General features: G+C 74.8%; 20 protein-coding genes. 9 read left to right on the top strand and 11 right to left on the bottom strand.

Annotated features, from left to right (window positions below):
* Positions 1–103: 103 nt before the first annotated feature.
* Complete coding sequence (locus OG299_RS31955) at positions 104–598, top strand: hypothetical protein (protein ID WP_327363326.1); 495 nt, start codon at positions 104–106, stop codon at positions 596–598.
* Between the two features lie 19 nt (positions 599–617).
* On the opposite strand, the gene OG299_RS31950 is transcribed toward OG299_RS31955, so the two are convergent.
* The 4 genes from OG299_RS31950 to OG299_RS31935 all read right to left on the bottom strand — a co-directional run bounded on the left by OG299_RS31950 (position 618) and on the right by OG299_RS31935 (position 8,194).
* Positions 618–5,444, bottom strand: a complete 4,827-nt coding sequence (locus tag OG299_RS31950) for a hypothetical protein (protein ID WP_327363325.1) — start codon at positions 5,442–5,444, stop codon at positions 618–620.
* A 76-nt stretch (positions 5,445–5,520) separates the two neighbouring features.
* Complete coding sequence (locus OG299_RS31945) at positions 5,521–6,423, bottom strand: hypothetical protein (RefSeq protein ID WP_327363324.1); 903 nt, start codon at positions 6,421–6,423, stop codon at positions 5,521–5,523.
* Positions 6,420–6,692 carry a hypothetical protein gene (locus tag OG299_RS31940; RefSeq protein ID WP_327363323.1) on the bottom strand — a complete coding sequence of 91 codons (273 nt, stop codon included), beginning with the start codon at positions 6,690–6,692 and terminating at the stop codon, positions 6,420–6,422. Before OG299_RS31940 ends, OG299_RS31945 begins: the two co-directional genes overlap by 4 nt.
* Entirely contained in the window at positions 6,689–8,194 is a 1,506-nt protein-coding gene (locus OG299_RS31935; protein ID WP_266631277.1) for a hypothetical protein, read from the bottom strand. Before OG299_RS31935 ends, OG299_RS31940 begins: the two co-directional genes overlap by 4 nt.
* A 173-nt stretch (positions 8,195–8,367) precedes the next feature.
* Between OG299_RS31935 and OG299_RS31930 the strand changes: the two genes are divergently transcribed.
* From OG299_RS31930 to OG299_RS31920, 3 genes are read left to right on the top strand one after another with little or no spacing between them, the layout of a single operon-like run.
* Positions 8,368–9,126, top strand: a complete 759-nt coding sequence (locus OG299_RS31930) for a LamB/YcsF family protein (RefSeq protein WP_327364633.1) — start codon at positions 8,368–8,370, stop codon at positions 9,124–9,126.
* Complete coding sequence (locus OG299_RS31925; protein WP_266631275.1) at positions 9,123–9,740, top strand: 5-oxoprolinase subunit B family protein; 618 nt, start codon at positions 9,123–9,125, stop codon at positions 9,738–9,740. Before OG299_RS31930 ends, OG299_RS31925 begins: the two co-directional genes overlap by 4 nt.
* Positions 9,737–10,606: a 5-oxoprolinase subunit C family protein gene (locus tag OG299_RS31920; RefSeq protein ID WP_266631273.1), complete on the top strand. Its 870-nt coding sequence runs from the start codon at positions 9,737–9,739 to the stop codon at positions 10,604–10,606. The genes OG299_RS31925 and OG299_RS31920 overlap by 4 nt, the downstream gene beginning before the upstream one ends.
* A gap of 295 nt (positions 10,607–10,901) precedes the next feature.
* Here OG299_RS31920 and OG299_RS31915 read toward each other — a convergent pair whose 3' ends face one another.
* Both OG299_RS31915 and OG299_RS31910 read right to left on the bottom strand, forming a co-directional pair.
* Positions 10,902–12,299: a HEAT repeat domain-containing protein gene (locus OG299_RS31915; RefSeq protein WP_327363322.1), complete on the bottom strand. Its 1,398-nt coding sequence runs from the start codon at positions 12,297–12,299 to the stop codon at positions 10,902–10,904.
* Between the two features lie 343 nt (positions 12,300–12,642).
* Positions 12,643–13,065, bottom strand: coding sequence for an ankyrin repeat domain-containing protein (locus OG299_RS31910; RefSeq protein ID WP_266631269.1), 423 nt, complete (start codon positions 13,063–13,065; stop codon positions 12,643–12,645).
* 332 nt (positions 13,066–13,397) lie between these two features.
* Here OG299_RS31910 and OG299_RS31905 point away from each other — a divergent pair, with 332 nt between their 5' ends.
* Entirely contained in the window at positions 13,398–13,592 is a 195-nt protein-coding gene (locus OG299_RS31905) for a hypothetical protein (protein ID WP_030162614.1), read from the top strand.
* Positions 13,593–13,641: 49 nt separating this feature from the next.
* Positions 13,642–15,306, top strand: a complete 1,665-nt coding sequence (locus tag OG299_RS31900; protein WP_327363321.1) for a putative type IV secretion/conjugal transfer ATPase — start codon at positions 13,642–13,644, stop codon at positions 15,304–15,306.
* 180 nt (positions 15,307–15,486) lie between these two features.
* Here OG299_RS31900 and OG299_RS31895 read toward each other — a convergent pair whose 3' ends face one another.
* Positions 15,487–16,989, bottom strand: coding sequence for an SCO1417 family PLP biosynthesis transcription factor (locus OG299_RS31895; protein ID WP_266631265.1), 1,503 nt, complete (start codon positions 16,987–16,989; stop codon positions 15,487–15,489).
* Between the two features lie 183 nt (positions 16,990–17,172).
* Here OG299_RS31895 and OG299_RS31890 point away from each other — a divergent pair, with 183 nt between their 5' ends.
* The 3 genes from OG299_RS31890 (at position 17,173) to OG299_RS31880 (ending at position 20,083) form a co-directional block, all read left to right on the top strand.
* A complete protein-coding gene (locus OG299_RS31890) occupies positions 17,173–17,943 on the top strand; it encodes a glycerophosphodiester phosphodiesterase family protein (protein ID WP_266631263.1) in 771 nt (256 codons plus the stop codon).
* A gap of 68 nt (positions 17,944–18,011) precedes the next feature.
* A complete protein-coding gene (locus tag OG299_RS31885; protein ID WP_266631261.1) occupies positions 18,012–19,385 on the top strand; it encodes an MFS transporter in 1,374 nt (457 codons plus the stop codon).
* A 323-nt stretch (positions 19,386–19,708) separates the two neighbouring features.
* Complete coding sequence (locus tag OG299_RS31880; RefSeq protein WP_007262928.1) at positions 19,709–20,083, top strand: RNA polymerase-binding protein RbpA; 375 nt, start codon at positions 19,709–19,711, stop codon at positions 20,081–20,083.
* Positions 20,084–20,172: 89 nt separating this feature from the next.
* Here OG299_RS31880 and fxsA read toward each other — a convergent pair whose 3' ends face one another.
* From fxsA to OG299_RS31860, 4 genes are all read right to left on the bottom strand, one after another.
* Complete coding sequence (fxsA, locus tag OG299_RS31875; protein ID WP_327363320.1) at positions 20,173–20,763, bottom strand: FxsA family membrane protein; 591 nt, start codon at positions 20,761–20,763, stop codon at positions 20,173–20,175.
* Between the two features lie 81 nt (positions 20,764–20,844).
* Complete coding sequence (locus OG299_RS31870; RefSeq protein ID WP_266631257.1) at positions 20,845–21,666, bottom strand: polyprenol monophosphomannose synthase; 822 nt, start codon at positions 21,664–21,666, stop codon at positions 20,845–20,847.
* 328 nt (positions 21,667–21,994) lie between these two features.
* Complete coding sequence (locus tag OG299_RS31865) at positions 21,995–23,629, bottom strand: amidohydrolase (RefSeq protein ID WP_266631255.1); 1,635 nt, start codon at positions 23,627–23,629, stop codon at positions 21,995–21,997.
* 138 nt (positions 23,630–23,767) lie between these two features.
* Positions 23,768–24,208, bottom strand: a complete 441-nt coding sequence (locus tag OG299_RS31860; protein ID WP_030011705.1) for an Lrp/AsnC family transcriptional regulator — start codon at positions 24,206–24,208, stop codon at positions 23,768–23,770.
* Positions 24,209–24,248: the final 40 nt, after the last annotated feature.

The raw sequence follows: 24,248 nt of genomic DNA, 5'->3' as shown, positions 1-24,248 counted from the left end.
TCCGGGATGGGCAGGTGCTGGGGAGGACTCAGGGATACGGGAATCTCTCGGCGGCGTCGAACGTCTACCTGTTCGAGGGGATTCGTCGGGGTGGGAGCGTGCGATGGGGATCTACGAGGACACCGGCGCGGCGGCGGTGGGCGCGCCGGGGCGGTCGCTGTGGGAGGAAGAGCCGGCCCGGCGGCGCAGGATGCCGGACCCGGTGCGGGACTCGGCGGTGCGGGCGGTGCTGATCGTGGCCGTCACGCTGACCGAGGCGACGGTCGCCTTCTTCCTCATGCTCACCGGCTCATGGCTGGCGCTGCCGATGGGGATCGGCGCGATAGCCGGGACGGTCGTGGCCACTTGGGGCGTGCTGGACGTGCTGATCACCCGGCAGATGTGGAACCAGCGGTACGGGGTGGTGTCGGAGCCGAGCAGCACGGCGCGGGACCGCCGGCGCGAGCGGCGCCGGGCCCGCCGGGAGGCGCGCACCGAGGCGGCCGCCGGGGCGGACCGAATACGGCTGCGGGGCGGTGCGGGCGGGGGCGCCCGGCAGGCGGTGTGGCCGCCTCCGGGCGCGGACAGGCGCTACCAGGCGAGCTCGGGCCGGGGCTGACCCCGGCCCGGGGCTGCGATCAGGAACCGACCGTGGAGCGGCGGAACATGCGGGTCGCCGTGATCTCGCCGTGGATGGTCTCCTCCTGCGGGGACTGCTGGGGCAGCCCCGGGCGCAGGTGCTCCTCGACGCTGATGTACTTCAGGCCCGCCCGCAGGTCCGCGTCGTTGCGCAGCCGGATGACCAGCGGGAACTCGGCGAGGGCCGTGGTGTCGAACAGGCCGGTCGTGTAGAGCAGCTGGACGCCCAGCGCGTCGGACACGGCCCGCTGGAGTTCCAGCAGGTACGTGGCGTTCGCGCGGCCGATCGGGTTGTCGAGGAACAGCGTGCCCGCGTGGCGGTGCTTGTCACGGCCGCGGTCGTTGCTGCGCAGCGCCGCCATCGTGCAGTACAGGGCGATCGCGGCGGTCAGCAGCTGGCCGCCGGAGAAGACGTCGCCCATCTGCCCGACCGGTACGCGCTCGGCGCGCAGCACCGCGTCCGGCTTGAGGATCTCGACCGCGATGCCCTTGGGTTCCAGAGCCGCCTGGACTCCGCGCAGCAGCAGGGACATGCCGTCGCGGCGGCCCTCGCCGAAGGAGGCGCTGCTGTTCTTCTTCACGGCCGCGCGGGTGGCCTCGTCGATGACCTCGCCGAGGCGCTCCGTGAGGGTGGCCTGGTCCGGCTCCTCGAAGCGGATGCGCAGGAACTCCTGGCCCGACCACTCCCCCAGCCCCTCGGGGAGCTGGGAGAGCCGCTGGGCGGAGCGCAGGGTGGCCAGGGCGGACTCCACCAGTCCGCGCAGCCGGTCGACGATGCTGTCGCGGTTGCGCTCCAGCTGGGCCAGCTCATCGGTGAGGACGCGCAGCCGGGGCGCGAAGGCCGCGGCCCAGGCCGCGGCGTGCTCGGGCAGGGCGGAGGCGGGCAGTTCGCGGATCTGCTGGCGCGCGGGGGTGCGTACCTGCTCGTACCGGTTGGCGTTGGCGTGGCGGACCAGGATGTCGCTCGCCTCGCGGACCGCCGACTCGGCGGCCGAGAGGTCGGCCGCGCAGCCCCGCAGGGAGCGGCGGGCCTCGGCGGCGGACTGCCGGGCCTCCTCCAGCGTGCCCGGGTGGGCCGCAGGCTCCTGCTCGTCGTCCTGGTGGGCGTGGTCGCGCAGCAGGTCCCGCAGCATCGCCGCGGTCTCGTCGAAGCCTCCGGCCCCGTCCTCGGCGGTGCGGTGGGCGCGCAGCAGGTCGGCGTGGGCGGCCCGGGCGGTCTCCACGGCCGCGGTGAGCGCGGCGAGCTGGGCGGTGGCGGTGCGCAGGAAGGCCTGGGCCTGTTCGACGTCGCCGGGGATCAGCTCCTCGGGCAGGTCGGTGTGCGCCCCGCCCTCGGTGGGGGCGTGCCGTTCGGCCTCGCCGCGCAGCCGGCCGAGCTGCTCGCTGGCGACCTGCGCGCGGGTCTCCAGCATCTGCACGAGGGACTCGGCGCGGGCTGCGGCCGCCTGGCGGGAGGGCCCGTCGGCGCCGTCGGTGCCTTCGAGGAGCTGGGCGGCCCGGGTGCGGACCTTGTTGGTGAGCCGGTCGAGCTCGGCGAGGGCGGCGCTCTCGTCGCTCTCGGCTCGGGCCTGCTCGGCGCGCAGGTCGGCGCCGACGCCGACCTTCTCGTACAGCTGGGAGGCGGCCCGGTAGGCCTCGCGGAGATCGGGCAGCGGCACCTTGGCCGTGCTGTCGTCCTCGGGCAGCGCCTCGGGGGCGCCGGCGATCTCGGCACGCTCGGCGCGCAGCGCGCGGGCGGTACGGCGGGCGTCGTCGGCGGCGCGCTGGGCGGCGCGGCGGTCCTCGTCGGCGGCGCGGGCCCGGTCCAGGCAGACCTCGGCGCGGGCCTCGGACTCGGCGGCCTCGTCGGCGAGTTCGCGGACCTTGACCTGCCAGCCGGTGCGCTCGCGCAGGCGGAAGGCGAGCCCGGCGAGGGCGTCGGCGGCGCGGCGGGCCCGCTGGGCGGTCTCCTGGCGCTCGTCGCGGACGCGGGCGGCGTCGGCCGCGGCCTCGTCGGCCTCGGCGCGCACCGTACGGGCCTCCGTCAGCTCGGCGTCGGCCTCCTCGGCGAACGCACGGGCGGCCTCGGCCTGCTGCGCCAGCTCGGCGAGGCGGCCGGGTGGGCAGCCGGTGCGCCAGGAGGCGAGGCGGGCGGCGAGCTCGCGGTCCCCGGCGAGGCGGCCGGCCAGGTCGCGGATCTCGGTGTCGCGGGCGGTGGCGCGGGTGCGCAGCGCCTGGCGCTCCTCGTCGGCGGCGTGCTCGTCGTGCATGGCCGGGTTCGGCGAAACGATGAAGATGCCGGAGACCGCGGTGTCGCCCTCCGCCGCGGGCGGTACGGGGGCCAGCAGGGCGGCGGCCGTACCGACGGCGACGGTGGAGCGGGGCAGCAGGGCGGCGCCGGAGAGGACCTCGCGGGCCCGGGAGTGGGTGTCGGGGTCGGTGATGACGACGCCGTCGACGAGCTCGGGGCGGGCGGCGAGGACGGCGGCGTGGTCGGCCGGGTCCACGGACTGGGCGAGGTAACGCCAGCCGGGCAGGGCCGGGATGCCGTGTTCGCCGAGGTACTCGACGGTGGCGAGGACGTCGGGGCCGGGCGGCAGCAGTCCGCCGTCGCCGAGCGCGCCGAGGATGCGGGCGTCGTCGGCGGCGGCGGTGCGCAGCTCGAAGAGCTGGCGCTCGGCCGAGGCGACTGCGCGGGTGAGCAGTTCGCGCAGGTCGTCGGCGTTCCGGTCGAGGTCGTCGACGGTCAGCCCGTCGCCAGCGGCGGTGGCGGCACGGGACCCGGCGGCTCCTGCGTGCCCGGCGGCGTCGGGGCCGGCGGCCGGGGCCGAACCGCGGGCTCCGCCGTCCGGGCCGGGGCCCGCGGTGCGGGATCCGGCGGTTGCCGGCGACCCGCCTGCTGCCGCGCCGCGGCCGTCGGGGCCGGGGACATCGGCGCCCGCGCCGCCGGCCGAGCCGGGCCGGGTGCCCGTCCGCGGGTGGGGGAGGAAGGTTTCGGGGACCGACGGGAGGCCCAGGAGCTCCGCCAGGCGGGGGGAGGCGGCGAGGGAAGCGGCCGCCCGGTGCTCGGCGTCGTGCACGGCCTCGGCCGCGTCGGCGGCGTCCGCGGCCCGAGCGGCGGTGAGTTCGGCGCGGGACTCCGTGGCGGCCGCCTCGCGTGCGGCGTCGGCGGCGCTGCGCGCGGCGTCGCGGGACTCGTCCCAGGCGGCCACGGCGGTCTTCTCGGCGTCACTGGCGGCGAGGGCCGCGCGGGCCGGGTCCGCGTCGGGCGCCGAGTCGTCGAGCCAGCCGGCCCGGACGGCCTCGGCGGTCTCCTGCTGGACCTCGGCGAGCCGGGCCCGCAGGTGTTCGGCCTCGCTGCGGGCGCGCTGGGCCGCCGTGGCGGCGGCGGTGGCATCGCGGTGGGCGGCCTCGCCCGCCTCCTGGAGGGCGGCTGACCGCTCCTCCTCCTCGTTGGCGACCCGCTCCCCGCCCTCGGCGGCGGTGTGCAGGGCCCGTACGAGCGCGGCGGCGGCCGTGGCGCGGGCGGCCAGCGCCGGGGCGGCGTCCCGCTCGGCCTCCAGGATCGCGGCGGCGACCCGGGCGGAGCGGTCGGAGGCGGCACGGTGGCGCAGCACGATCTCGGCGGCCTGCCACGCGGAGTGCAGGGTGCGGGCTTCGAGGAGCTCGCGGCGCTGGGCCGCGGCGGCCTTGTCCGCGACGGTCAGCGCCAGTGAGGCGTGCCGGTAGGCGAGTTCGGCGGAGACGGCGGCGCTGCGGGAGCGCGCGGACTCGGCGGATGTGACCCCGTGGGCGGCGCCGGTGACCCGCTGGGCGAGGTCGGCGGCGCGCCCGCGCTCCTCGGCGGCGCGGGCGGACAGCCGCCGGGCGAGGGTGCGCGTACGGCGCTCCGCGCCAGCGTGGACGTCGCGGAGCCGGGAGCGGGTCTCGGCGGCCTCGACGATCTTGGTGAGCAGGTCCACCGAGCCGGCGGTGAAGTCCCGTTCGGCCATCAGCTCGGCGCGGCGGCCGAGCTTGTTGCCGAAGCCGTGGACGAGGTCGGCGAGGCCGTCGGTGTCGCGGGTGTCGGTGACGGCGCGCAGCAGGAGGTCGGTGAAGTCGGAGTCCTTCTTGACCGCGAAGAGGCCGGCGGCCTCGCCCTCGTCGGCGTTCATCTCGCGCTGGTAGCGGAAGAGTTCGGGGTCGAGGCCGAGTTCGGTGAGGTGCTCGTTCCAGCGGTCGTGGATCTCCTCGAAGTACACCTCGAGGTGCGGGTAGGCCTTGCCGGCCTCGGTGAGGGCGTCGCGGAAGCCCTTCATCGTGCGGCGCCGGCCCTGGGCTCCGGAGGCGCCTTCGACGGGCGGGCGGACGGCGGTGGCCTCGGCGACGGGGAGGTTGTCCAGGCTCAGGCCCGGGCCGGGCCGGAAGGAGTACCAGGCCTCGGCGAACTTGCGCGGGTCGTTGGAGACCTGGCGGCCGCGCCACTCGCTGACCTTGCCGACGACCACGCACTCGCCGGTCTGGGTGTGCTGCCACTCCAGGGCCACGTGCCCGCAGTCGTCGGCGAGCAGGAACTTGCGCAGGACGCCGGAGCTGGCGCCGCCGAGGGTGTTGCGGTGGCCGGGCAGCATCACCGAGAAGATCAGCTTGAGCAGGACGGACTTGCCGCCGCCGTTCTCCAGGAAGAGCACGCCGGCGGGCGCGGGGCGGCGCGGCGGGCCGGTGGGCTCGTCCTGGAAGAACTCCGCCTGTGCGGGCGCCGGGTGGGGCACCGGCTCGCCGACTCCGCGCAGGTCGAGCACGGTGTCGGCGTAGCGCGCACCGGCGGGCCCGATGGAGTAGAGGCGGATCCGGGACAGCTCGTACATGGCGGCGGACTCTCGTTGTTTCTCGGTGTGTCTCGGTACGTGGGGCAGGTCGGGCGGCGGTGCTCGGCGGCGGGACTCAGGCGTGGAAGGGCAGGCCTGCGTCGGCGGCGAGCTCCAGGTCGTCGCCCTCGGGCGGCGGGAGGAGGCTGGCGGAGCCGTCGCTGACGGGGACCACGCCGAGTTCCAGGAGCTCGGCCATGGCCGCGCTGCCCGCCATGTCGCGGACCTGGAGCTGGTAGCGGGGGGTGGTGCGGTAGGTGCCTCCGGCGTCGTCGCCGGTGCGCTGGAGGAACCCGGAATCGGTGAGGAAGGCGGCGGCCTTGCCGACGATGCCGGTGGTGGAGCCGGCGAGGCGGCGCGCGTCCTTGGTGGCGCCGGTCGCACTGCGGCGGGCGTAGACGCGCCAGGCGGCCTCCAGGCCGGGGGCGTCGGTGGCCGGGTCGGTGTTCTCGCCGAGCTCCTCGGCGCGCTCCTCGAGGCGGCGGCAGGTCTGCCGGACGAAGGCATCGACGCCGTTGACGGTGACACGGCCGATGTAGCCGTCGTCGGCGAGGTCCTCGGGGCGGGGGAAGGCGAGGGCGGCGACGGCGAGGTGGGCGAGGCCGTGCAGGAACCGGTCGGCGGAGTCGGCGGTGGTGCGGCGGGCGTAGTCGCCCATCCGGACGGCGAAGACGGAGTCCTCGCCGGCGGCGACGGCCATGCCGGCGCGCGGGGACACCTCCAGGACGACGAGGCCGAGGCCGGTGGCGACGGCGTCGGCGAGGCGGCCGAAGGCCGGGTCCTCGCGGTAGCGGCGCAGCAGTTCGGCGTACTCGGCGTCGCGGGCGGGGAGCAGCTTGGGCTGCAGCCCGAAGGCGACGAGCCGGGCCGCGTCCGCGGCGTCGGCTGGGGTGACGGACCCTCCGGGGGCGGGCGCGACGGGAGCCGACGGCGCGTCGGGCTCGCTCCACGCGGGGTTCTCGGCGTGGTGGTCGCTCACGGGTGGGTCTCCTCGGCGGTGGGGTGGTCGTGATGTGCGGCGGGCGCGCCCTGCGCCCTGCCCGGTTCGGCAGCGGCCCGGCCGTCCGGGCCGCAGGCGGCCGGGCGGGCGGCGCGCCCGGCGGGACGCCCGGCGGGACGCCCGGCGGGACGCCCGGCGGGACGCCCGGCGGTCGGGCCGGAGGTGGCGCCGGCCAACGGGCGCGGATGGCGGCCCGGCCCGGCGGTGGCGCCGGTCCGCGGGCGATGGACCGGCCCGGGGGTGGTCATGCCGCCTCCGTGCGGTCCGCCGTCATCGCGGCCGCGTCCAGGAGGGCCGTGCCGACGATCAGGTCCGCGCCGCCGAACTCGGGGTCGTCGAGCTCCGTGCCGTCGTCCACCGCGAAGAGCAGCCGCTCCTCGCCCTGGCGGTACGCAGTGCCGACCGCCGGGCTCGCCGCGTGGACGGCCAGCAGGGCCACCAGGTACGGCAGGTCGGGGTCGCTGCGCCGGGCCTCGGCGAGCAGGCCCGACAGGCGGCGCGGGGCGTCGTGCGGCAGGTCCAGGAGCTCCATCGCGGCGGCGAGCTGCTGCTCGCTGAAGCGGCTGTCGTCCGGGGTCGCGATGAGGTCCGGCTCCGGCATCTCCGCGCCGAGGTGCTCGCGCTCCACCGGCGGCGTCAGCAGTATCTCGACGAGGTCGGCGACGCGCACGGAGACGGGCGTGCGCAGGCCCGCGCCCGCGGCGAAGAAGGCGTCGGTGACCCGCCCGGCCTGCGCGACCGGCAGCGGCAGGACCGGGGCGACGAGCTGCCCGTACAGGTCGATCCCGGAGCGCGGCGCGGGCGCCGCGAAGGCCTGCCGGTCCTGCTCGGCACGGAACAGCGGGCCCGCGTCCAGCAGGCGCGACTGGAGCTGGGTGTGGCGGCGGATGCAGTCCTTGACGATGTCGACGAGCTCGGCGGCGCGCCGCTTGTTGTCGGGCTCCTCCGCCTCGTCGCGCGCCCGGCGGATGTTCGTCAGGATCGCGTTCTCGTGCCGGTAGCGGTCGGCGACGTGGTCGAGGGCCTCCTCGATCATGTCGGGCACGGACTGGAGCCAGTCCACCGCCCGGACGTTGCGCCGGGTCGCGTCCAGCGTGCGGCGCAGCGTCTCGGCGTACTGGACCGTGCGGTAGCGGGCCTGCTCGGCGGCGAGCTGGGCGTCGGCCAGCCGGCCCCGGCTGATCAGGACCTCCAGCTTCACCTCGGCCGCGATCTGCGCGCTGGTGACGTCCGTGTCGAGGGCGCCGACCAGCACGTTGACGGCCTCGTCCGTCGTACGGAGGTAAACCGCGCCACCGTAGCCAGGGACCTCTTCGATCAGCTTGAAGTCGTAGTCCCGGCGGACGTACACCCCGTCCGGGCCGAACGTGCCGTAGATCGCACGAAAACCCCGGTCCACGCTGCCCACGTTGATCAGGTTCTCGAGCACCCAGCGGGCCACCCGCTCGTGCTCGGCGGCCGGGCGGTGCGGTGCCTGCGCGGCGATGCGCGGCAGCAGCCGGGCCACTATCTGCTCGTGGTCGGCGCCGGTGTCGAAGTCCATGTTGAGCGTGACCAGGTCGATCGCGGAGAGCGCGACCTCCGCCATCGCGTAGATCCCGTACTCGCCGGCGAGATTGGCCTTGCGTACGTCGAGGTCGTGCAGCGGGGCGGTGCAGGCGAGCGCGCGCAGCCGCCGGGCCAGGCCCTCGTCGGCAGCCGGGCCCGGCGCCGGGGACGGAAGGGTCTTCGCCGGGGCAGGGAGAGTCACGGACAAAGACTAGGCGCTGTTGCTGACAACATCCCAAACGGCATGGTTCGGCCGGATCGGTCCCGGGCGCCCGCGGACATGCCGCCGGACGTACAGCCGAACGCGCGGCCGAACCCGTCACCGCCCTGCGGGCGCTGTTCTACGCTCACCGCATGGCTGCCATGATCACACCTCTGATCGATCTCAACGCCGACCTCGGCGAGGGCTTCGGGCGCTGGACGCTGACCGACGACGAGGCCCTGCTGTCCGTCGTCACCAGCGCCAACGTGGCCTGCGGTTTCCACGCCGGGGACCCGTCCATCATGCGCCGGGTCTGCGAGCTGGCCGCGGAGCGGGGCGTACGGATCGGCGCGCAGGTCGCGTACCGCGATCTGGCGGGCTTCGGGCGGCGCTCCATGGACGTGCCCGCGGGCGAGCTGGCCGACGAGGTGGCGTACCAGATCGGGGCGCTGGAGGTCTTCGCACGGGCGGCCGGCTCCCGGGTGTCGTACGTGAAACCGCACGGTGCGCTGTACAACCGCACGGTCCACGACGCCGACCAGGCGGGCGCCGTCGTCGCCGGGGTGCGGACGGCGGCCGGGACCGACGACCTGCCGGTGCTCGGCCTGCCCGGCTCCCTGCTGCTGACCGCCGCCGAGGCGGCGGGACTCACGGCCGTACCGGAGGCGTTCGCCGACCGGGCGTACACGCCGGCCGGGACCCTGGTGCCGCGCAGCGAGCCGGGGGCGGTGCTGCACGACCCGGACGCCGTGGTCGCCCGCGCGGTCGGGATGGCGACCGAGGGCGCCGTGACGGCCGCCGACGGCTCCTGGGTGGCGCTGGAGGCGCGCTCGCTGTGCCTGCACGGGGACACCCCGGGGGCGGCGCAGCTCGCCCTGCGCGTGCGCGAGGCGCTGGGCGCGGCGGGCGTCCGGGTGGAGGCCTTCGCGTGAGGCCGCTGGTGGTCGGCGGCGAGGCGCTGCTGATCGAGCTGGACTCGGCGGCGGAGGTGGCGGCGCTCCACGCGGAGCTGCTGCGGCGGCGGGACGCGGGGGAGCTGGGCGCCGTACGGGACGTCGTGCCGGCCGCGCGGACGGTGCTGCTGGACGGCGTGCGCGAGCCGCGCGCGCTGGCGGAGCGGATCGCGCGCTGGGAGGTGCCGCCGCTCGCGGAGACCGAGGGGCCGCTGATCACCGTCCCGGTGCGGTACGACGGGCCGGACCTGGCGGAGGCGGCCCGGCTGTGGGGGGTCGCGGAGCGGGAGGTGGCGGGGATCGTCGGGGGGACGGTGTTCCGGGTGGCCTTCTGCGGGTTCGCCCCCGGCTTCGGCTACCTGACGGGGCTGCCGGAGCGCTACCACCTGCCGCGCCGGGCCACGCCCCGTACGGCCGTCCCGGCGGGCTCGCTGGCGCTGGCGGGCGAGTACGCCGGGGTGTACCCGCGCTCCTCCCCCGGCGGCTGGCAGCTGATCGGGTCGACGGACGCGGTGCTGTGGGATCCGGAGCGGGAACCGGCGGCGCTGTTCGCGCCGGGGGTACGGGTGCGGTTCGAGGAGGTGGCGGGGTGAGGGGTGCTGCGCTGGAGGTGCTCCGGGCGGGGGCGCTGACCACGGTCCAGGACCTGGGGCGGCCCGGACACGCGCACCTGGGGGTGCCCAGGTCGGGCGCGCTGGACGCGGGGGCGCACGGCCTGGCCAACCGGCTGCTGGGCAACCCGCCGGAGGCGGCCGCACTGGAGACCACCCTGGACGGGGTCGGCCTGCGGGCGCTGTCTCCCGTGACCGTGGCGGTCACGGGAGCCCCTTGTGCGGTACGGGTGTCCGGCCGGGCGGTGGCCTGGGGAGCCCCGGTACGGCTCCGGGCCGGGGCGGAGCTGGAGGTGGGCCGGGCGGAGTCCGGGGTGCGCAGCTACGTCGCGGTGCGGGGAGGGTTCGCCGTACCGCCGGTCCTGGGCAGTCGCTCGACGGACCTGCTGTCGGGGCTGGGGCCGCCTGTCCTGTCGGCCGGGACGGTGCTGCCGGTGGGCCCGGCCGGGCCGGATCCGGTCTGCGGGGCGGATGCGCTGCGGGTGCCGGGGGCGCCGACCGAGCTGGTGCTGCCGTTGCGGCCGGGGCCGCGGGCGGACTGGTTCGAGCCGGCTTCGATCGCGGCCCTGTGGCGCGCGGAGTTCCGTGTCTCGCCGGCGTCGAACCGCATCGGACTCCGCACCGAGGCCGGGGCCCGGCTGATCCGCAGCCGCGGCGGTGAACTCCCGAGCGAGGGCATGGTGCTTGGTGCCGTCCAGGTCCCCCCGGACGGCCTGCCGGTGGTGTTCCTGGCCGACCATCCGGTGACGGGCGGCTACCCGGTCGTCGGGGTGGTCCCCGCGGGCCCACCCCTGTACGCGGCGGCCCAAGCCAGACCGGGAATCCCGCTGCGCTTCGTACGGGGGTAGGGGGTCGGGCGGCGCGAGCGGCGGCTTCGGGGAGGGGGTCCACGCACGCGGGGACGGGAGGGGTTGGTCGGGGGGTGCGGGGCGGGTCCGCGTGGACGACCTCCCGATCGGCCTTCGTCGCCGTGCCGAGCGCAGGACCCCGCCCCCCGGATCTCCGGTCGGCACCCCCGACCCCGAGCACACGGACCCCGCCCCCGGCGTCCCCGTCCGCTCTCCCGGCGCGGGGTGCGCGTCCCCCGCCCCTCCGGCCCCGACCCGGCCCCGGCCACCGCCCCGGGAGTGCCCGATCGCCGCCCTACACCGCCGACTCCGGCGCGATCCTGCTGCGGACCGCCGACTGGACGTCCTCTTCCTCCGCCGGGTCCGATGCCAGTCTGCGGAGCCTCGGCGCCACGCGGGCGTCCGCCGTTTCCGCGTGGTGGGCCGCCACCTCGCGGGTGGTCTCCTCGCAGTCCCAGAGGCATTCCACGGCGAAGCCGGCCGCGAAGGACGGGTCCGTGCTGGCCAGGGCGCGCGCCGCGCGCCCGCGCAGGTGGGACGAGGCCGTCTCGCGGTAGATGTGGCGCAGCACCGGTGCCGCGCAGCCGATGGAGAGCCGGCCCGCCCCGTCGACCAGGGCGAACAGCCGCTGGGCGTCCGGGCCGGAGCCGCGGACCGTGGAGCGGAGGGCGCCCAGGACGAGTCCGGTGTCCTCGGCTCCGCCCCGGGCGGCCAGGAGGGCGGCTGCGGCCGCGCCCAGGGCGTCGGGGCGGTGGACCCACTGGCGGGCCCGGTCGACGGCCGCGGGGCCGCACATGCGCTCGTAGGCGGCCACGGCGGGCTCGTCCCCGGCGGCTTCGATGAGGTCCAGTACGGCCGGGTTATCCGGTTCGGCGAGGACCAGGTGGTGCAGCGCGGTGGCCCGGGCGGCCTCGCCCGCGGCGCCGGCGGCGGCCGCGAGGATCGCGGAGCGGTCCTCGGGTGCGGCGACGGCGGCGAGACAGCGCGCGGCGGGCACGTGCAGCGGGGTGCCGCGGCGCAAGCCGTCGGCGGCCCAGTCGAAGACGGCCTGGACTCCCCAGCCGGGACGGGGCCCGTTCGGGGTGAGCTGGCGCTGCCAGCGGTCGAAGGAGCCCTGTTGGCGGGCTGCGCGCAGGCGGTCGCCGTACTCGGGTGACTGTTCCCACAGGCACCAGGGCCGGGGCTCGTACGCGTCGCGGACGGCGGCGGCCAGCCGCGCCTCGCCCTCGGCCGTGGCCGGGAATCTGGCGAGGACGGGCGTGGCGAGGCTGCGCAGCCCCTCGTCGTCGTCGCGCAGGGCGAGCTCGTCGAGGGCCCAGGCCCAGTTGGCGCCGGAGGCGGCGTAGCGGCGCAGCAGCATGAGCGCGTCGTCGCGGCCGTACGAGGCCAGGTGGCCCAGGACGGACAGGGCGAGGCCGGTCCGGTGGTCCGTGTCGTCGACGAGGTCGTCGGCGCTGAAGAGGTGGCTCTCGATCTCGCCGAGGGGGCCGTCGAGATCCAGGTACAGGCGGGCGTAGTACAGCGAGCGGTTCTCGACCTGCCAGTCCTGGCGCGGATCGCTGACCACGCACCGGTTGAGGGCCGCGAGGGCCTCCGTGCGGGGCGCCGCGAGGGCGTGCAGCGTGCCGTCGCCGCGGCCCCGCTGGAGGAGCCCGAGCAGGGTGCCGCTTGGCGCTATGACTGGTTCGAACATGGGAATGGCCTCAAATCAAGCTGGGGACGCAACCGGGAATCGGGATTCACAGGGCCGCGTAACAGCATGTGAGGACGTTCGCCGTCATGTTCCGCTCGATGTAGACCATTGCCTTCTCACTCTCGTCGGTGCGTCGCGACCGGGGCGGCCGGTCTGCGCAGGGGGTGGGCCCGGACACCCGTCGTGTCCTGCCCGCTCCTGCCCGTCCGCCGTGTTCGCAAATCGAATCCGACGCCATGATGACCCAGCCGGTTTGTGCGCCGCGACCACATTTACGGCCGCCGTGATCAACCCGTGAGGTGGCGGACCGGTCGGACCGTGCCAGGTCACGGGCAAAAACGGACTACTTGGCTCCGAAGAGTTCCAGCAGGTCCGCCTTCGCGAACATGCGGGCGGTGTCCACGGCGGAGGGGGTTCCGGCCGTCGGGTCGGCGCCTCCGGCGAGCAGGGCGCGGATGACGGCCTCCTCGCCCTTGAAGACGGCGCCGGCGAGCGGGGTCTGGCCGCGGTCGTTGGCGCGGTCGGCCTCGGCGCCGCGGGCCAGCAGGGCCGTGACGGTGGCGGCGTGGCCGTGGTACGCGGCCAGCATCACGAGGGTGTCGCCGCGGTCGTTGGTGAGGTTGGCCGGGACTCCGGCGTCGAGGTACGCGGTGAGCGTCTCGGTCTCGCCCTGGCGGGCGAGGTCGAAGATCTTGGTGGCCAGCTCGATGACGTCCTCGTCGGGAGCGCCCTGGGAGCCGCCCTCGGTGGGCTCGTGCTCGCTCATCTGTCGTACCGCCTTTCACTCGCTGTCGGCATGAGGTTCCCCAGGCCGGCGGGCAGGGGGGCGTACGGCGCTGCGGCCGTACGGGTGAATCGCCAGAGTAGCGCCCGGACCTGCACATACGGGGGCCGGACCGAGGCAAGGATCCCCGTTGGCGCTGGTTGGCGCCGGACTGGTCCGGTTGGGCCCGCTTCACACCGGGTGCACCAGCCGGGCTGCGCCGGTCAAGTGAAAAAAGCCTGGATTCACCCGTATGCACCTTTTATCGCATTGATACTTCCTGTGAGCCTGGAACAACTGATGGTGACTGTCCCCACCCACCAGGAGAACCTCTCATGATCCTGTCCATCTCAGGCGTCGTCCTGCTCGGCATCATCGCCTTCCTCTTCTTCAAGAAGGACGGGATGAAGCTGTCCCACGCGTTCGTCTGTGCCCTGTTCGGCTTCTTCCTCGCCGGCTCCGCCATCGCGCCGAGCATCACGGCGAGCACCGCGAGCCTCGCCAGCCTGCTCGGCGGGATCAAGCTGTAGCGCCGCCCGCACGCACCCTCCCGCACCACGACAACTCCAGGAGACGCCCGTGGCCCGGCGCCCGCTCCCCCGCATCCTCAGCAGCGGCACCATGTCGCCGGCCCGGGGCCGCGACCTTGCTCGCACGGCCGCCGACAGCGCCACGGACGTCCTCCATCCGCTCTTCGTCATCGGGCGCGGCCTGCGCATCCTGGCCGCGGCCGGGCGGCGCAAGTGGACGCAGACCCCCAAGGACAAGCGTGGTCCCGCGCTGTTCCTGGGCGCCGCCTGCGTCCTCGTGGTCGCGCTCGCCCCCTACGGCCCCCTCTGCTCCCTGATCACCCTGATGGCGGCGGCGGCCTGGCAGGGACGCGACCGGACCCCCGTGAAGACCGGGCCCAGCGATGCCGAGACCGAACGGCTCGGATCCCTTTACGAGGCCCTCGTGCCGTACTTCTCCACCCCCGAGGACCCGAGCCCGCTCTTCACCCACGGCGGGGAGTGGGACAAGGCGTTCAGCGACTACGCCTTCGACGACGCCGGCCGCATCACCCGGCTCCGGATCCGCTACCCCGCCTACTTCACCGACGGCGAGGCCGCCTCGCGGGCCCGGATCGAGGCCCTGCTGCACGCGAAGTCCGGGCGCGGCCGGGAGTACCTCTTCGACTGGGACGAGGAGGGCAACCAGCTCGACCTGACGGTGCTCGCGGCGCTGGCGACGGGCATCGCCGCCCAGCCGTTCGTCACCTCGCCCGGCGAGACCGTGCTCGGCTTCACCGACGCCGGCGGTGTGCAGCGCACCCTCCCCGTCGTGGAGGGCGACGAGTCGCGCGACGTGCCGCCGGTGATCTGGCGCACCGGCCCCCGCTCCACCGAGCCGCACCTGCTGGCCGTCGGCCAACCGGGCAGCGGCACCTCGACCCTGCTGCGCTCGATCGCGCTGCAGGCCCTGCAGCACGGGGGCGAGGTACTGATCGTCGAGGGCGGCGGCAGTGGGGAGTACTCCTGCCTGTCGGGGCGTACGGGCGTGCTGGCCGTGGAGTGCGGTCCGGCCGGGGCGCTGGCCATCCTGGAGTGGGCGGCGCGCGAGACCGAGCGGCGGCTGATCGCCACGCACCGGGCCCGGGAGGCCGGCCGGCCCGCGCCCGAGGACACCCGGCGGCCGCTGTGGATCCTGCTGGACCGGCCCAGCGTGCTCGCGCACCTCGCGGCCGCCGACGGGGGCCCCGACCCCCTCGCCCAGCTCCAGGTACCGCTGCGGCACGGGCGCGCCGCGCACATCACGGTCGTGGTGGCGGAGCAGTTCGACCACCTGGAGCTGCTGAACGACGCCGTCTGGCAGCACACCCGGGCCCGGATCGTGCTCGGGCCGGCCGCGATCCAGCAGATCACCGACGTACTGGGGCTGCCGCCGCACACCACCCCGACGGCCCAGGTGCCGCCGGGGCGCGGGTACGCCCGGCTCGGCGCGGGTCCCGTGCACCGGTTGCAGGTGCCCGCCACGCCGGACCCGTACGACGACGCCACGCACCCGGCGCACCGGCAGGCGGTGCAGGAGCTGCTGCCCGGGCGGCAGCTGCCGGCCCCGGGCGGGCCGGGCCGCGTGACGCTGTCGAAGCCGCTGCACATCGTCCAGCCGCCGGCCCGGGCCTCGGCGTCGATCGAAGCCGAGGAGACCGAGGGGGCCCCGGCCGAGACCCCACCGGCCCGCGGCCCGTGGCCGGTCGGCCCCTGAGGCGTCCCCCGCGACCTAGTGCCGCGTCAGGCAACGTTTGCCCGTCAAGGAGCGGCGTCCGGTGCGTGCTCTCGGCGTGCCGGCCGCAAGCGCTCGTACTGGACGTACTTGAGCTTTCGGCCGGTGCGGCGAGAGTGCGTGCCGGGCGTCGCGACGGGGCGAACGTTGCCTGACGCGGCACTAGGCGACGAACGTGCGCGGGGGTTCCGCGCCGCTGCCGCCGGCGCCCGTGCCGACCAGGCGGGCGGCCGCCGCGAGGCGGACCGCGGCCTCCTCGGCGACCGGGCCGCCGACGGTGAACGGCAGCCGGACGTAGCCCTCGAAGGCCCCGTCGACGCCGAACCGCGGACCCGAGGGAACCCGTACGCCGACCCGCTCCCCCACCTCGGCCAGCCGGGAGCCGGACAGCCCGCCCGCGCGGGCCCACAGGGTCAGCCCGCCCCGCGGCACCTCGAACTCCCAGTCGGGCAGCTCCCGGCGTACCGCGGCGACCAGCGCGTCCCGGTTCTCGCGGGCCTGGTCGCGGCGGATCTCCACGGCCTGCGCCCAGCCTCCGGTCCGCATCAGCCAGTTGACCGCGAGCTGCTCGAGCACCGGCGTGCCGAGGTCGGCGTACGCGCGCGCCGCGACCAGGCTCCGGATCACGTCGGGCGCCGCACGGACCCAGCCGATCCGCATGCCGGCCCAGAAGGCCTTGCTGGCGGAGCCGACGGTGATCACGGTGGAGCCGGCCGGGTCGAACGAGCAGACCGGGCGGGGCATCTCCAGCGCCGGGTCCAGCTGGAGCTCGGCCATGGTCTCGTCGACGACGAGCACGGTGCCGGCCGAGCGGGCCGCCTCCACCATGGCGCGGCGCTGCTCGTCCGAGGCCAGGGCGCCGGTCGGGTTGTGGAAGTCGGCGACGACGTAGGCGAGGCGGGGCGCGGCGTCGCGCAGGACCTGGCGCCACACGGTCATGTCCCAGCCGCCCAGGCCGTCGGCCATCGCGACGGGCACGAGCCGGACGCCGGCGGCGCGCATGAGCTGGAGGATGTTGGCGTAGGACGGGGATTCGACGGCGATCCGCTCCCCGCGGCCGGCGAAGAGGCTGCAGATGGCGTCGATGGCGCCCATCGCCCCGGTGGTGACCATGATCTGCTCGGGCATGGTGGGGATGCCGCGCTCGGTGTAGCGGTCGGCGAGCATCCGCCGCAGCGCGGGGAGCCCTGCGGGGTAGTCCCCGTGGGTGTGCGCGTACGGCGGGAGCTCCTCGAGGGCGCCCTGTACGGCCTTGGTGAGCCAGGGCTCGGGGGCCGGGAGCGCGGCGCAGCCGAGGTCGATCATCGAGCCGAGGGATTCGGGCGGCAGCGGTTCCAGACCCCGGGCGGGCAGCGGGTTCCCGGCCGGTACGGAGGTCCAGCTGCCGGCGCCGCGCCGGGACTCCAGGAAGCCCTCCCCGCGCAGGGCCTCGTACGCGGCGGCGACGGTGGTGCGGGAGAGGGAGAGGGAGACGGCGAGCTCCCGTTCGGCGGGCAGCCGGGCGGCGACGGGGACGCGGCCTTCGAGGACGAGCAGCCGGATGCCGTCGGCGAGGGTCCGGTAGGCGGGCAGCTTCCGCGCCCCGGGCACGCCGGGCCGCTCCTGCTGGGAGGTGATGAGACGGGCGAGCTGTGCGGCACCCACCGCCGAGGTCCACTCTGCCATGCTGTCCGGTCCACCTTCATCGAATTGGCCCCGCCCACGCCAGGGCGCGGCCCGTATTGGATTGCTTCCGCCCCCACACCCTGTCATGCCGCGGTCCACCCGGACCAGGGGGCGGTGCGGCGTTCACCACGCAGCCATCCGGCCGCTCCCTCCCCACCGGTCACACCGTGCATACTGCGGCGGGTGACGCACGTACGCCTTCGCCATCCGTATCTGGACCACCCGGCTCCGATCCCCTTCGCGCATCGGGGAGGTGCCGCGGACGGGCTGGAGAACACCGCGGCGGCCTTCCGGCGGGCCGCCGACGCGGGCTACCGGTACTTCGAGACCGATGTGCACGCCACGGCCGACGGGAAGCTCGTCGCCTTCCACGACTCCACGCTGGACCGGGTCACCGACGGGCAGGGCCGGATCGCCGAGCTGACCTGGAGCAAGGTCCGCGAGGCCCGGGTGGCGGGCGCCGAGCCGCTGCCGCTGTTCGAGGAGCTCCTCGAGGAGTTCCCCGACGCACGGTGGAACATCGACATCAAGTCCGAGTCGGCCCTGCACCCGCTGGTCAATCTGATCGCCCGGGCGGGCGTCTGGGACCGGGTGTGCGTGGGTTCGTTCTCGGAGAGCCGGGTGGCCCGCGCCCAGAAGATCGCAGGTCCCCGGTTGGCGACCTCGTACGGGGTCCGCGGCGTGCTCGGGCTGCGGCTGCGCTCGTTCGCGATCCCGGCGGCGCTGCGGGTCGGGGCGGTGGCGGCGCAGGTTCCGGAGACGCAGGCGGGCATCCGCGTGGTCGACCGGCGGTTCGTGCGCACGGCGCACGAGCGGGGACTCCAGGTGCACGTGTGGACCGTGAACGAACCGGAACGCATGGAGGCTCTCCTGGACCTGGGAGTCGATGGCATCATGACCGACCGGATCGACATCTTGCGCACGGTGCTGGACCGGCGCGGGGCCTGGGCCTGACGAGCCCGTATGGCCGCCGTGCCCGGTGGGGCGGCCGCAGCGGTACGGGGACCAGCGAAGGGGCACTCATGAGTGCGCAGACCACAGAGGAAGCGGAACCGGGCGCGGAGGACGGCAGAGCCGCCGCCGCGGCACGCAAGCGCGAACAGCACGGCTGGTACTTCTACGACTTCGCCTGCTCGGTGTATTCGTCCAGCGTGATCACCGTGTTCCTCGGGCCGTACCTGACCGCGGTGGCCAAGGCCGCCGCGGATGCCGAGGGCTACGTGTACCCGCTGGGCATACCGGTCCGGTACGGATCCTTCTTCGCGTACGCCGTCTCGGCGTCCGTGATCCTGGCCGTGCTGGTCATGCCGCTGGTGGGTGCCGTCGCGGACCGCACGGGCCGCAAGAAGCCGCTGCTCGCGGCGGCGGCGTACACGGGGGCGACGGCGACGGTGGGGATGTTCTTCCTCGGCGGCGACCGCTATCTGCTGGGCGGATTGCTGCTGATCGTGGCGAACGCCGCACTCTCGGTCTCGATGGTGCTCTACAACGCCTATCTGCCGCAGATCTCCACCCCGCAGGAGCGGGACACCGTCTCCTCGCGGGGCTGGGCCTTCGGCTACACCGCGGGCGCGTTCGTCCTCGTCCTGAACCTGGTGCTCTTCCAGGGCCACGACTCCTTCGGTCTCTCCGAGGGCGCGGCGGTGAGGATCTGCCTGGCCTCGGCGGGCCTGTGGTGGGGGGCCTTCGCGATCGTCCCGCTGCGCCGGCTGCGGGACCGGGCCGTGGTCCGGGAGCCCGGGACGGCGCCTGCCGTCAGCGGCTGGAAGCAGCTCGTCGCGACGCTGAAGGACATGCGGCGCTATCCGCTGACCCTGTCGTTCCTGCTGGCCTACCTGATCTACAACGACGGCGTGCAGACCGTGATCTCACAGGCCTCGATCTACGGCTCGGAGGAGCTGGAGCTGGAGCAGTCCACGCTGATCGTGGCAGTGCTGCTGGTGCAGATCCTCGCCGTGGCGGGCGCCCTGGCCATGGGCCGGCTGGCCGTGACGTACGGCTCGAAGCGGACGATCCTCGGCTCGCTGGCGGCGTGGGGGCTGACGCTGGCGGCGGGCTACTTCCTGCCGGCCCGGACGCCCGTGTGGTTCTTCGCCCTCGCCTCGATGATCGGACTGGTGCTGGGCGGCAGCCAGGCACTGTCGCGCTCGCTGTTCTCGCACCTGGTGCCGGCGGGGAAGGAGGCCGAGTACTTCTCCGCGTACGAGATGAGCGACCGCGGGCTGAGCTGGGTCGGACCGCTGGTGTTCGGCCTGACGTACCAGGTCACGGGCAGCTACCGGGACGCGATCATCTCGTTGGTGGTGTTCTTCGCACTGGGTTTCGTGCTGCTGGCACGGGTGCCGGTGCGGCGCGCGGTGGAGGCGGCGGGGAATCCTGTTCCCGAGCGGATCTGAGCGGATCCGACGGAGGCTCCGGCAGCGGATCCGGCCCGGATCTTCATACGAATTCCGAACGGATTTCGACGTTGAAGCGAAGGGCCGGTAGTGTACGCCTTTGGCCTGCCAGGCGGACCGTTACTGCGCGCTAAAGAAGTGAAGACGTTGGGTGACATCTGCTGCCAGATGTGACAAAACGGGCACTGGTGGGTACAACAAGGGGCGGCACGACGGGCGACGCATCACCCGGAGCGGGAATCTATACCGCCGACCGGACGTTGACCGGATGACGACGACAGCGACACCTGTCCTGTGGGCGACAAGCCCGGGAGGCACGATTCATGAGTGAGCGAGCTCTCCGCGGTACGCGGCTCGTGGTTACCAGCTACGAGACGGACCGCGGCATCGATCTGGCCCCGCGCCAGGCGGTGGAGTACGCATGCCAGAACGGACATCGATTTGAGATGCCGTTCTCGGTTGAGGCAGAGATTCCGCCGGAGTGGGAGTGCAAGGCGTGCGGCGCCATGGCACTCCTGGTTGACGGGGACGGGCCCGAAGAGAAGAAGGGCAAGCCTGCGCGAACGCACTGGGACATGCTCATGGAGCGGCGCACCCGCGAGGAACTGGAGGAGGTGCTGGCCGAGAGGCTGGCGGTCCTGCGTTCCGGCGCCATGAACATTGCCGTGCATCCGCGGGACAGCCGCAAGTCCGCCTGACAGCCGGACGCGGAGAACAATAAAGCCGAGGGCCCCTGCCACGAACTGTGGCAGGGGCCCTCGGCATGTTTGCCTGTGCCGTACGGGGCTCAGGGCGCCAGCGGCGGCCGGTACCCGGTGTTGTCCGGGCCCGGCTGCTGCGGCTGGTCCTCGCGGATGACCTCGCCCTGGACGACCTTGCCGTCGGGGTAGTGGATGCGGGCCTGCTGGAAGGCGTCACCGAAGCTCCCGGCCGGGGCAGCGGCCATCTTGCGCTCCAGGGAGCCGGCGACCCGGCGGCCGATCCACGCCCGGACGGGTGGGAGCAGGCAGAGCAGGCCGGCCACGTCGGAGAGCAGGCCCGGCAGGATCAGCAGCAGGCCGGCCAGCATGGTGAGGCCGTTGCCGCTGCCCGGCTGCTGTTTCGTCGCCGGGGGCGGGGGCTGCTGCCCCTGCTGCGCCTGCTGGAAGGTGTTCGTCAGGTTCTTGAAGGCACGCCGCCCGGCCCGCTTGATGACCACGACGCCGAGCACGATTCCGCCCGCGAGCAGCGCGGCGACGGTCAGCCCGCCGGCCGCGCCGGCGACCAGGCTGAGCAGCCAGATCTCCAGGATCAGCCAGGCGGCGACCGCCAGAGGGAGGAACGTGCGGGCGCGCGAGCGCCGCCGGGGGGCCGTCGAGAGGGGAACGCCGGTCGTCATACCCCCCAGTGTGCCTGGGGTGGCGTAAAAGCGACCTCAGCCGGAGGTACCGGACACCCCCTAGGGGGCGCCGGGTACCCGTCAGGCGCGGTTACCGCCCTTGGTCGAGCCCTTGTCCGAGCCGCTGTCCGAGCCCTTGGGCTTGTCCTGGCCGGTCAGCTTCGCCGCGTGGGCCTTGAGCCCCCACTGGGTGACCCGCCAGAGGGCCTCCACCACGATGTCCCGGCTCATCTTGCTGTCGCCGAACTCGCGCTCGACGAAGGTGATGGGCACCTCGACGACGCGGAAGCCCTGGCGCACGGCCCGGCGGGCCAGGTCGACCTGGAAGCAGTAGCCAGCGGAGGCCACCTCTTCCAGGCCCAGCCCCTCCAGGGTCTCGCGGCGGAAGGCGCGGTAGCCGCCGGTCACGTCGCGGATCGGGACGTCCAGCATCAGCCGGGAGTACGTCGAACCGCCGCGGGAGAGGAATTCGCGGCTCTTGGGCCAGTTGACCACCCGGCCGCCCGGCACCCAGCGCGAGCCCAGGACCAGGTCGGCCCCGGCCAGCGCGGTGAGCAGCCGCGGCAGCTCCTCCGGCTGGTGGGAGCCGTCGGCGTCCATCTCGACGAGCACGCCGTAGTCGCGCTCCAGGCCCCAGGCGAAGCCCGCGAGGTAGGCGGCGCCGAGGCCCTCCTTGCCCCTGCGGTGCAGGACGTGCACGTGGTCGTCGCCGGCCGCGAGCTCGTCGGCGAGCTTGCCGGTGCCGTCGGGGCTGTTGTCGTCCGCGACCAGGATGTGCGCCTCGGGCACCGCCGCGCGCACGCGGGCGACGATCGGCCCGATGTTCTCCGCCTCGTTGAAGGTCGGAATGATCACCAAGGCCGTGCCGAGCGGTCCGTGGCCTCGCTGTCCGCCGTCGCTCACTGAGTCCGCCTTCGTGTTCTTGTACGTCCTGTCACAGAGGATGACTTTAGAACAGTGGTCGGGGCCCGCGGTCCTTCGGGCCGGTCCGGCTCCCGCTGGCTGCGGGTCGCTGTGACCGTTGTCTACTGGACCGCAGGGCCCCGACACGGGGCCACCCTCCCCCGAGCTCCTTGGGAGCAGGGGGGACCCCCATCCCGGCGAAACCTTCCCTCGCCCCCGAGGCGCGGGCGCGCTGAGCTGACGGATCCGCCCGGTACGGACGTCCGGTGGTGGACCCGGCCGAACCTATCCGGGTCCGAGCGCCCGTACCGAACCGAGGCCGACCGGATCACCCCTGTGGCCGTACGAATACCTCCCGCCCGCCGACGACGGTCGCGAGGCATACCGGCAGTTCGCGGCCGGGGGTCAGGTCGGGCAGTCCGGGGGTCCCGGAACGGGGGTCCGTGGACCAGCGGGCGACCCGGTCGTCCGGGGCCTGGACGACCAGTTCGGCGGTCTCCCAGAGCGCGTAGTCGGCGGGGGCGCCGGGCACCAGCACGCCCGCGCCGTCGCGGCCCAGGGCCCGCCAGCCGCCCCGGGTGTGGGCCGTGAAGGCGGCCCGTACGGAGATCCGGTGCTCGGGGGTGCGGTGGAAGGCGGCCGCCCGGACGGTGCCCCAGGGGTCGAACGGGGTGACGGGGGCGTCGGAGCCGAAGGCGAGGGGCACGCCGGCCTTGAGCAGGGCCGCGAAGGGGTTGAGCGTACGGGCGCGCTCCGCGCCGAGCCGGTCGGCGTACATGCCGTCCTCGCCGCCCCAGGCCGCGTCGAAGGCGGGCTGCACGGAGGCGGTGAGGCCGAGGTCCGCGAAGGCGGCGATGGTGGCGGGGGTCATCATCTCGGCGTGTTCGACGCGGTGCCGGGCGGCGCGGACGCGGGCGAGGCCGACCTTCTCGGCGGCGGCGCGCACGCCCTCGACGACGGCGGTCAGGGCGGCGTCGCCGATGGCGTGGAAACCGGCCTGGAGGCCCGCCTCGGTGCAGGCGGCGACGTGCTCGGCGATCTCGGCGGCGTCGAGGTAGCCGGTGCCGGTGTGGCCCGCGTCGGTGTACGGGGCGTGCAGACAGGCGGTGTGGGAGCCGAGGGCGCCGTCCACGAAGAGGTCGCCGGCGGCGCCGATGGCGCCGAGCGCCTTGGCCTGTTCGAGGTCCCGGTCCGCCCAGTACCCGAAGACGCGCGGTCCGGGCCGTTCGCGGGCGAGATTGAGGAGGTCCGCGAAGTCCTCGGCGGAGGAGATGTCGGGGCCGCCGCACTCGTGGACGGAGCCGATGCCGAGGGAGGCGGCCCGGTCGAGGGCGGCCCGCTGGGCCTCGGCGCGCTGGGCGGGGGTGACGGCGGCGAGCGCGGCCCTGCGGACGGCGTGGTGGTCCTCGCGGGTCAGCGGCTCGTCGCCGCGGACGGAGACGGCCGGTACGAGGTCCAGCAGGGCGGTGGTGACCACGGCGGAGTGCACGTCGATGCGGCTGAGGTAGAGCGGGCGGCCGCCGGCGGCCTCGTCGAGCTCCTCGCGGCGGGGCGCACGGCGCTCGGGCCAGCGGGAGGCGTCCCAGCCGTGGCCGAGGAGCACCCGGTCGGCGGGGCGGCGTTCGGCGTACGCACGGACGAGGCCGAGGGCGTCGGAGAGGGAGGCGGCGCCGGTGAGGTCGAGCCCGGTGAGGGCGAGGCCGGCGGAGGTGGCGTGGACGTGTGCGTCGGTGAAGGCAGGTGTGACGAGCGCTCCGCCGAGGTCGACGACCTCGTCGACGCCCTGTGCGAAGGCGTCGGCGGCGCCTTCGGAGCCGACCCAGGCGATGTGTCCCCGCTCGACGACCATCGCGGTGGCGAAGGGGTCGGCGGGGCTGTGTACTTCGCCCCCGCGGAGGAGGACGGTCCGTTCGGATGCGGGGGCGCCGGCGGCGTCGACGGAGCTGGCGGTGCGGTCAGTCATGCCCTCAGTTTCCCCTTTTCCACGCGCCCCTCGCACCTCCCCCGAACTCCGTCCGGGGGGACCCCCGGGCCCCGAGAGGCCCCACGGGCTTCGGGCCGCTGGGGGTGGACTGCGTCCACCGGCCGGAGCGGGGCCCGGCTAAACCCGGGGCGGGCGCGCCTCGTACGGGGTGGAGAGGACCACCGTGGTGCGGGTCGAGACGTGGGCCAGGGCGCGCAGGCGGCCGAGGAGGTCCTCGAGCTCCAGCGGGGTCGCGACCCGGACCTTCAGGATGTAGTTCTCGTCGCCCGCGACGCTGTGGCAGGCCTCGATCTCCGGTACGCCGGCCAGCCGGTCGGCGATGTCGTCCGGCGCGCTCGGGTCGAAGGGCTTCACCGAGATGAAGGCCGTCAGGGGCAGGCCGACGGCCTCGGGGTCGACGACGGCCGCGTATCCGCGGATCACCCCGCGCTGTTCCAGACGGCGTACTCGCTGGTGGACTGCCGACGTGGACAGTCCCGTGGCCTTGCCCAGGTCCGTGTAGCTCATCCGCCCGTCCCGCACGAGCAGATCCACGATCTGGCGGTCCAGCTCCTCCATTGCGCTCATAGCCGTTCAACCTAAGGCCCAAGGGCGCTTC

The organism is Streptomyces sp. NBC_01296 (genome assembly GCF_035984415.1).
Taxonomy (GTDB): domain Bacteria; phylum Actinomycetota; class Actinomycetes; order Streptomycetales; family Streptomycetaceae; genus Streptomyces.
The sequence above is the reverse complement of the archived record's forward strand: the minus strand, read 5'-3'. Positions and strand labels throughout refer to the sequence as shown.

Excerpts from the sequence above, each read along its gene's own strand:
- OG299_RS31885 (WP_266631261.1), top strand. The coding sequence starts at position 18,012 with ATGAGTGCGCAGACCACAGAGGAAGCGGAACCGGGCGCGGAGGACGGC.
- OG299_RS31860 (WP_030011705.1), bottom strand. The coding sequence starts at position 24,208 with ATGGAGGAGCTGGACCGCCAGATCGTGGATCTGCTCGTGCGGGACGGG.
- OG299_RS31865 (WP_266631255.1), bottom strand. The coding sequence starts at position 23,629 with ATGACTGACCGCACCGCCAGCTCCGTCGACGCCGCCGGCGCCCCCGCA.
- OG299_RS31915 (WP_327363322.1), bottom strand. The coding sequence starts at position 12,299 with ATGTTCGAACCAGTCATAGCGCCAAGCGGCACCCTGCTCGGGCTCCTC.
- OG299_RS31895 (WP_266631265.1), bottom strand. The coding sequence starts at position 16,989 with ATGGCAGAGTGGACCTCGGCGGTGGGTGCCGCACAGCTCGCCCGTCTC.
- OG299_RS31880 (WP_007262928.1), top strand. The coding sequence starts at position 19,709 with ATGAGTGAGCGAGCTCTCCGCGGTACGCGGCTCGTGGTTACCAGCTAC.
- OG299_RS31950 (WP_327363325.1), bottom strand. The coding sequence starts at position 5,444 with ATGTACGAGCTGTCCCGGATCCGCCTCTACTCCATCGGGCCCGCCGGT.
- fxsA (WP_327363320.1), bottom strand. The coding sequence starts at position 20,763 with ATGACGACCGGCGTTCCCCTCTCGACGGCCCCCCGGCGGCGCTCGCGC.
- OG299_RS31955 (WP_327363326.1), top strand. The coding sequence starts at position 104 with ATGGGGATCTACGAGGACACCGGCGCGGCGGCGGTGGGCGCGCCGGGG.
- OG299_RS31940 (WP_327363323.1), bottom strand. The coding sequence starts at position 6,692 with ATGACCACCCCCGGGCCGGTCCATCGCCCGCGGACCGGCGCCACCGCC.
- OG299_RS31905 (WP_030162614.1), top strand. The coding sequence starts at position 13,398 with ATGATCCTGTCCATCTCAGGCGTCGTCCTGCTCGGCATCATCGCCTTC.
- OG299_RS31910 (WP_266631269.1), bottom strand. The coding sequence starts at position 13,065 with ATGAGCGAGCACGAGCCCACCGAGGGCGGCTCCCAGGGCGCTCCCGAC.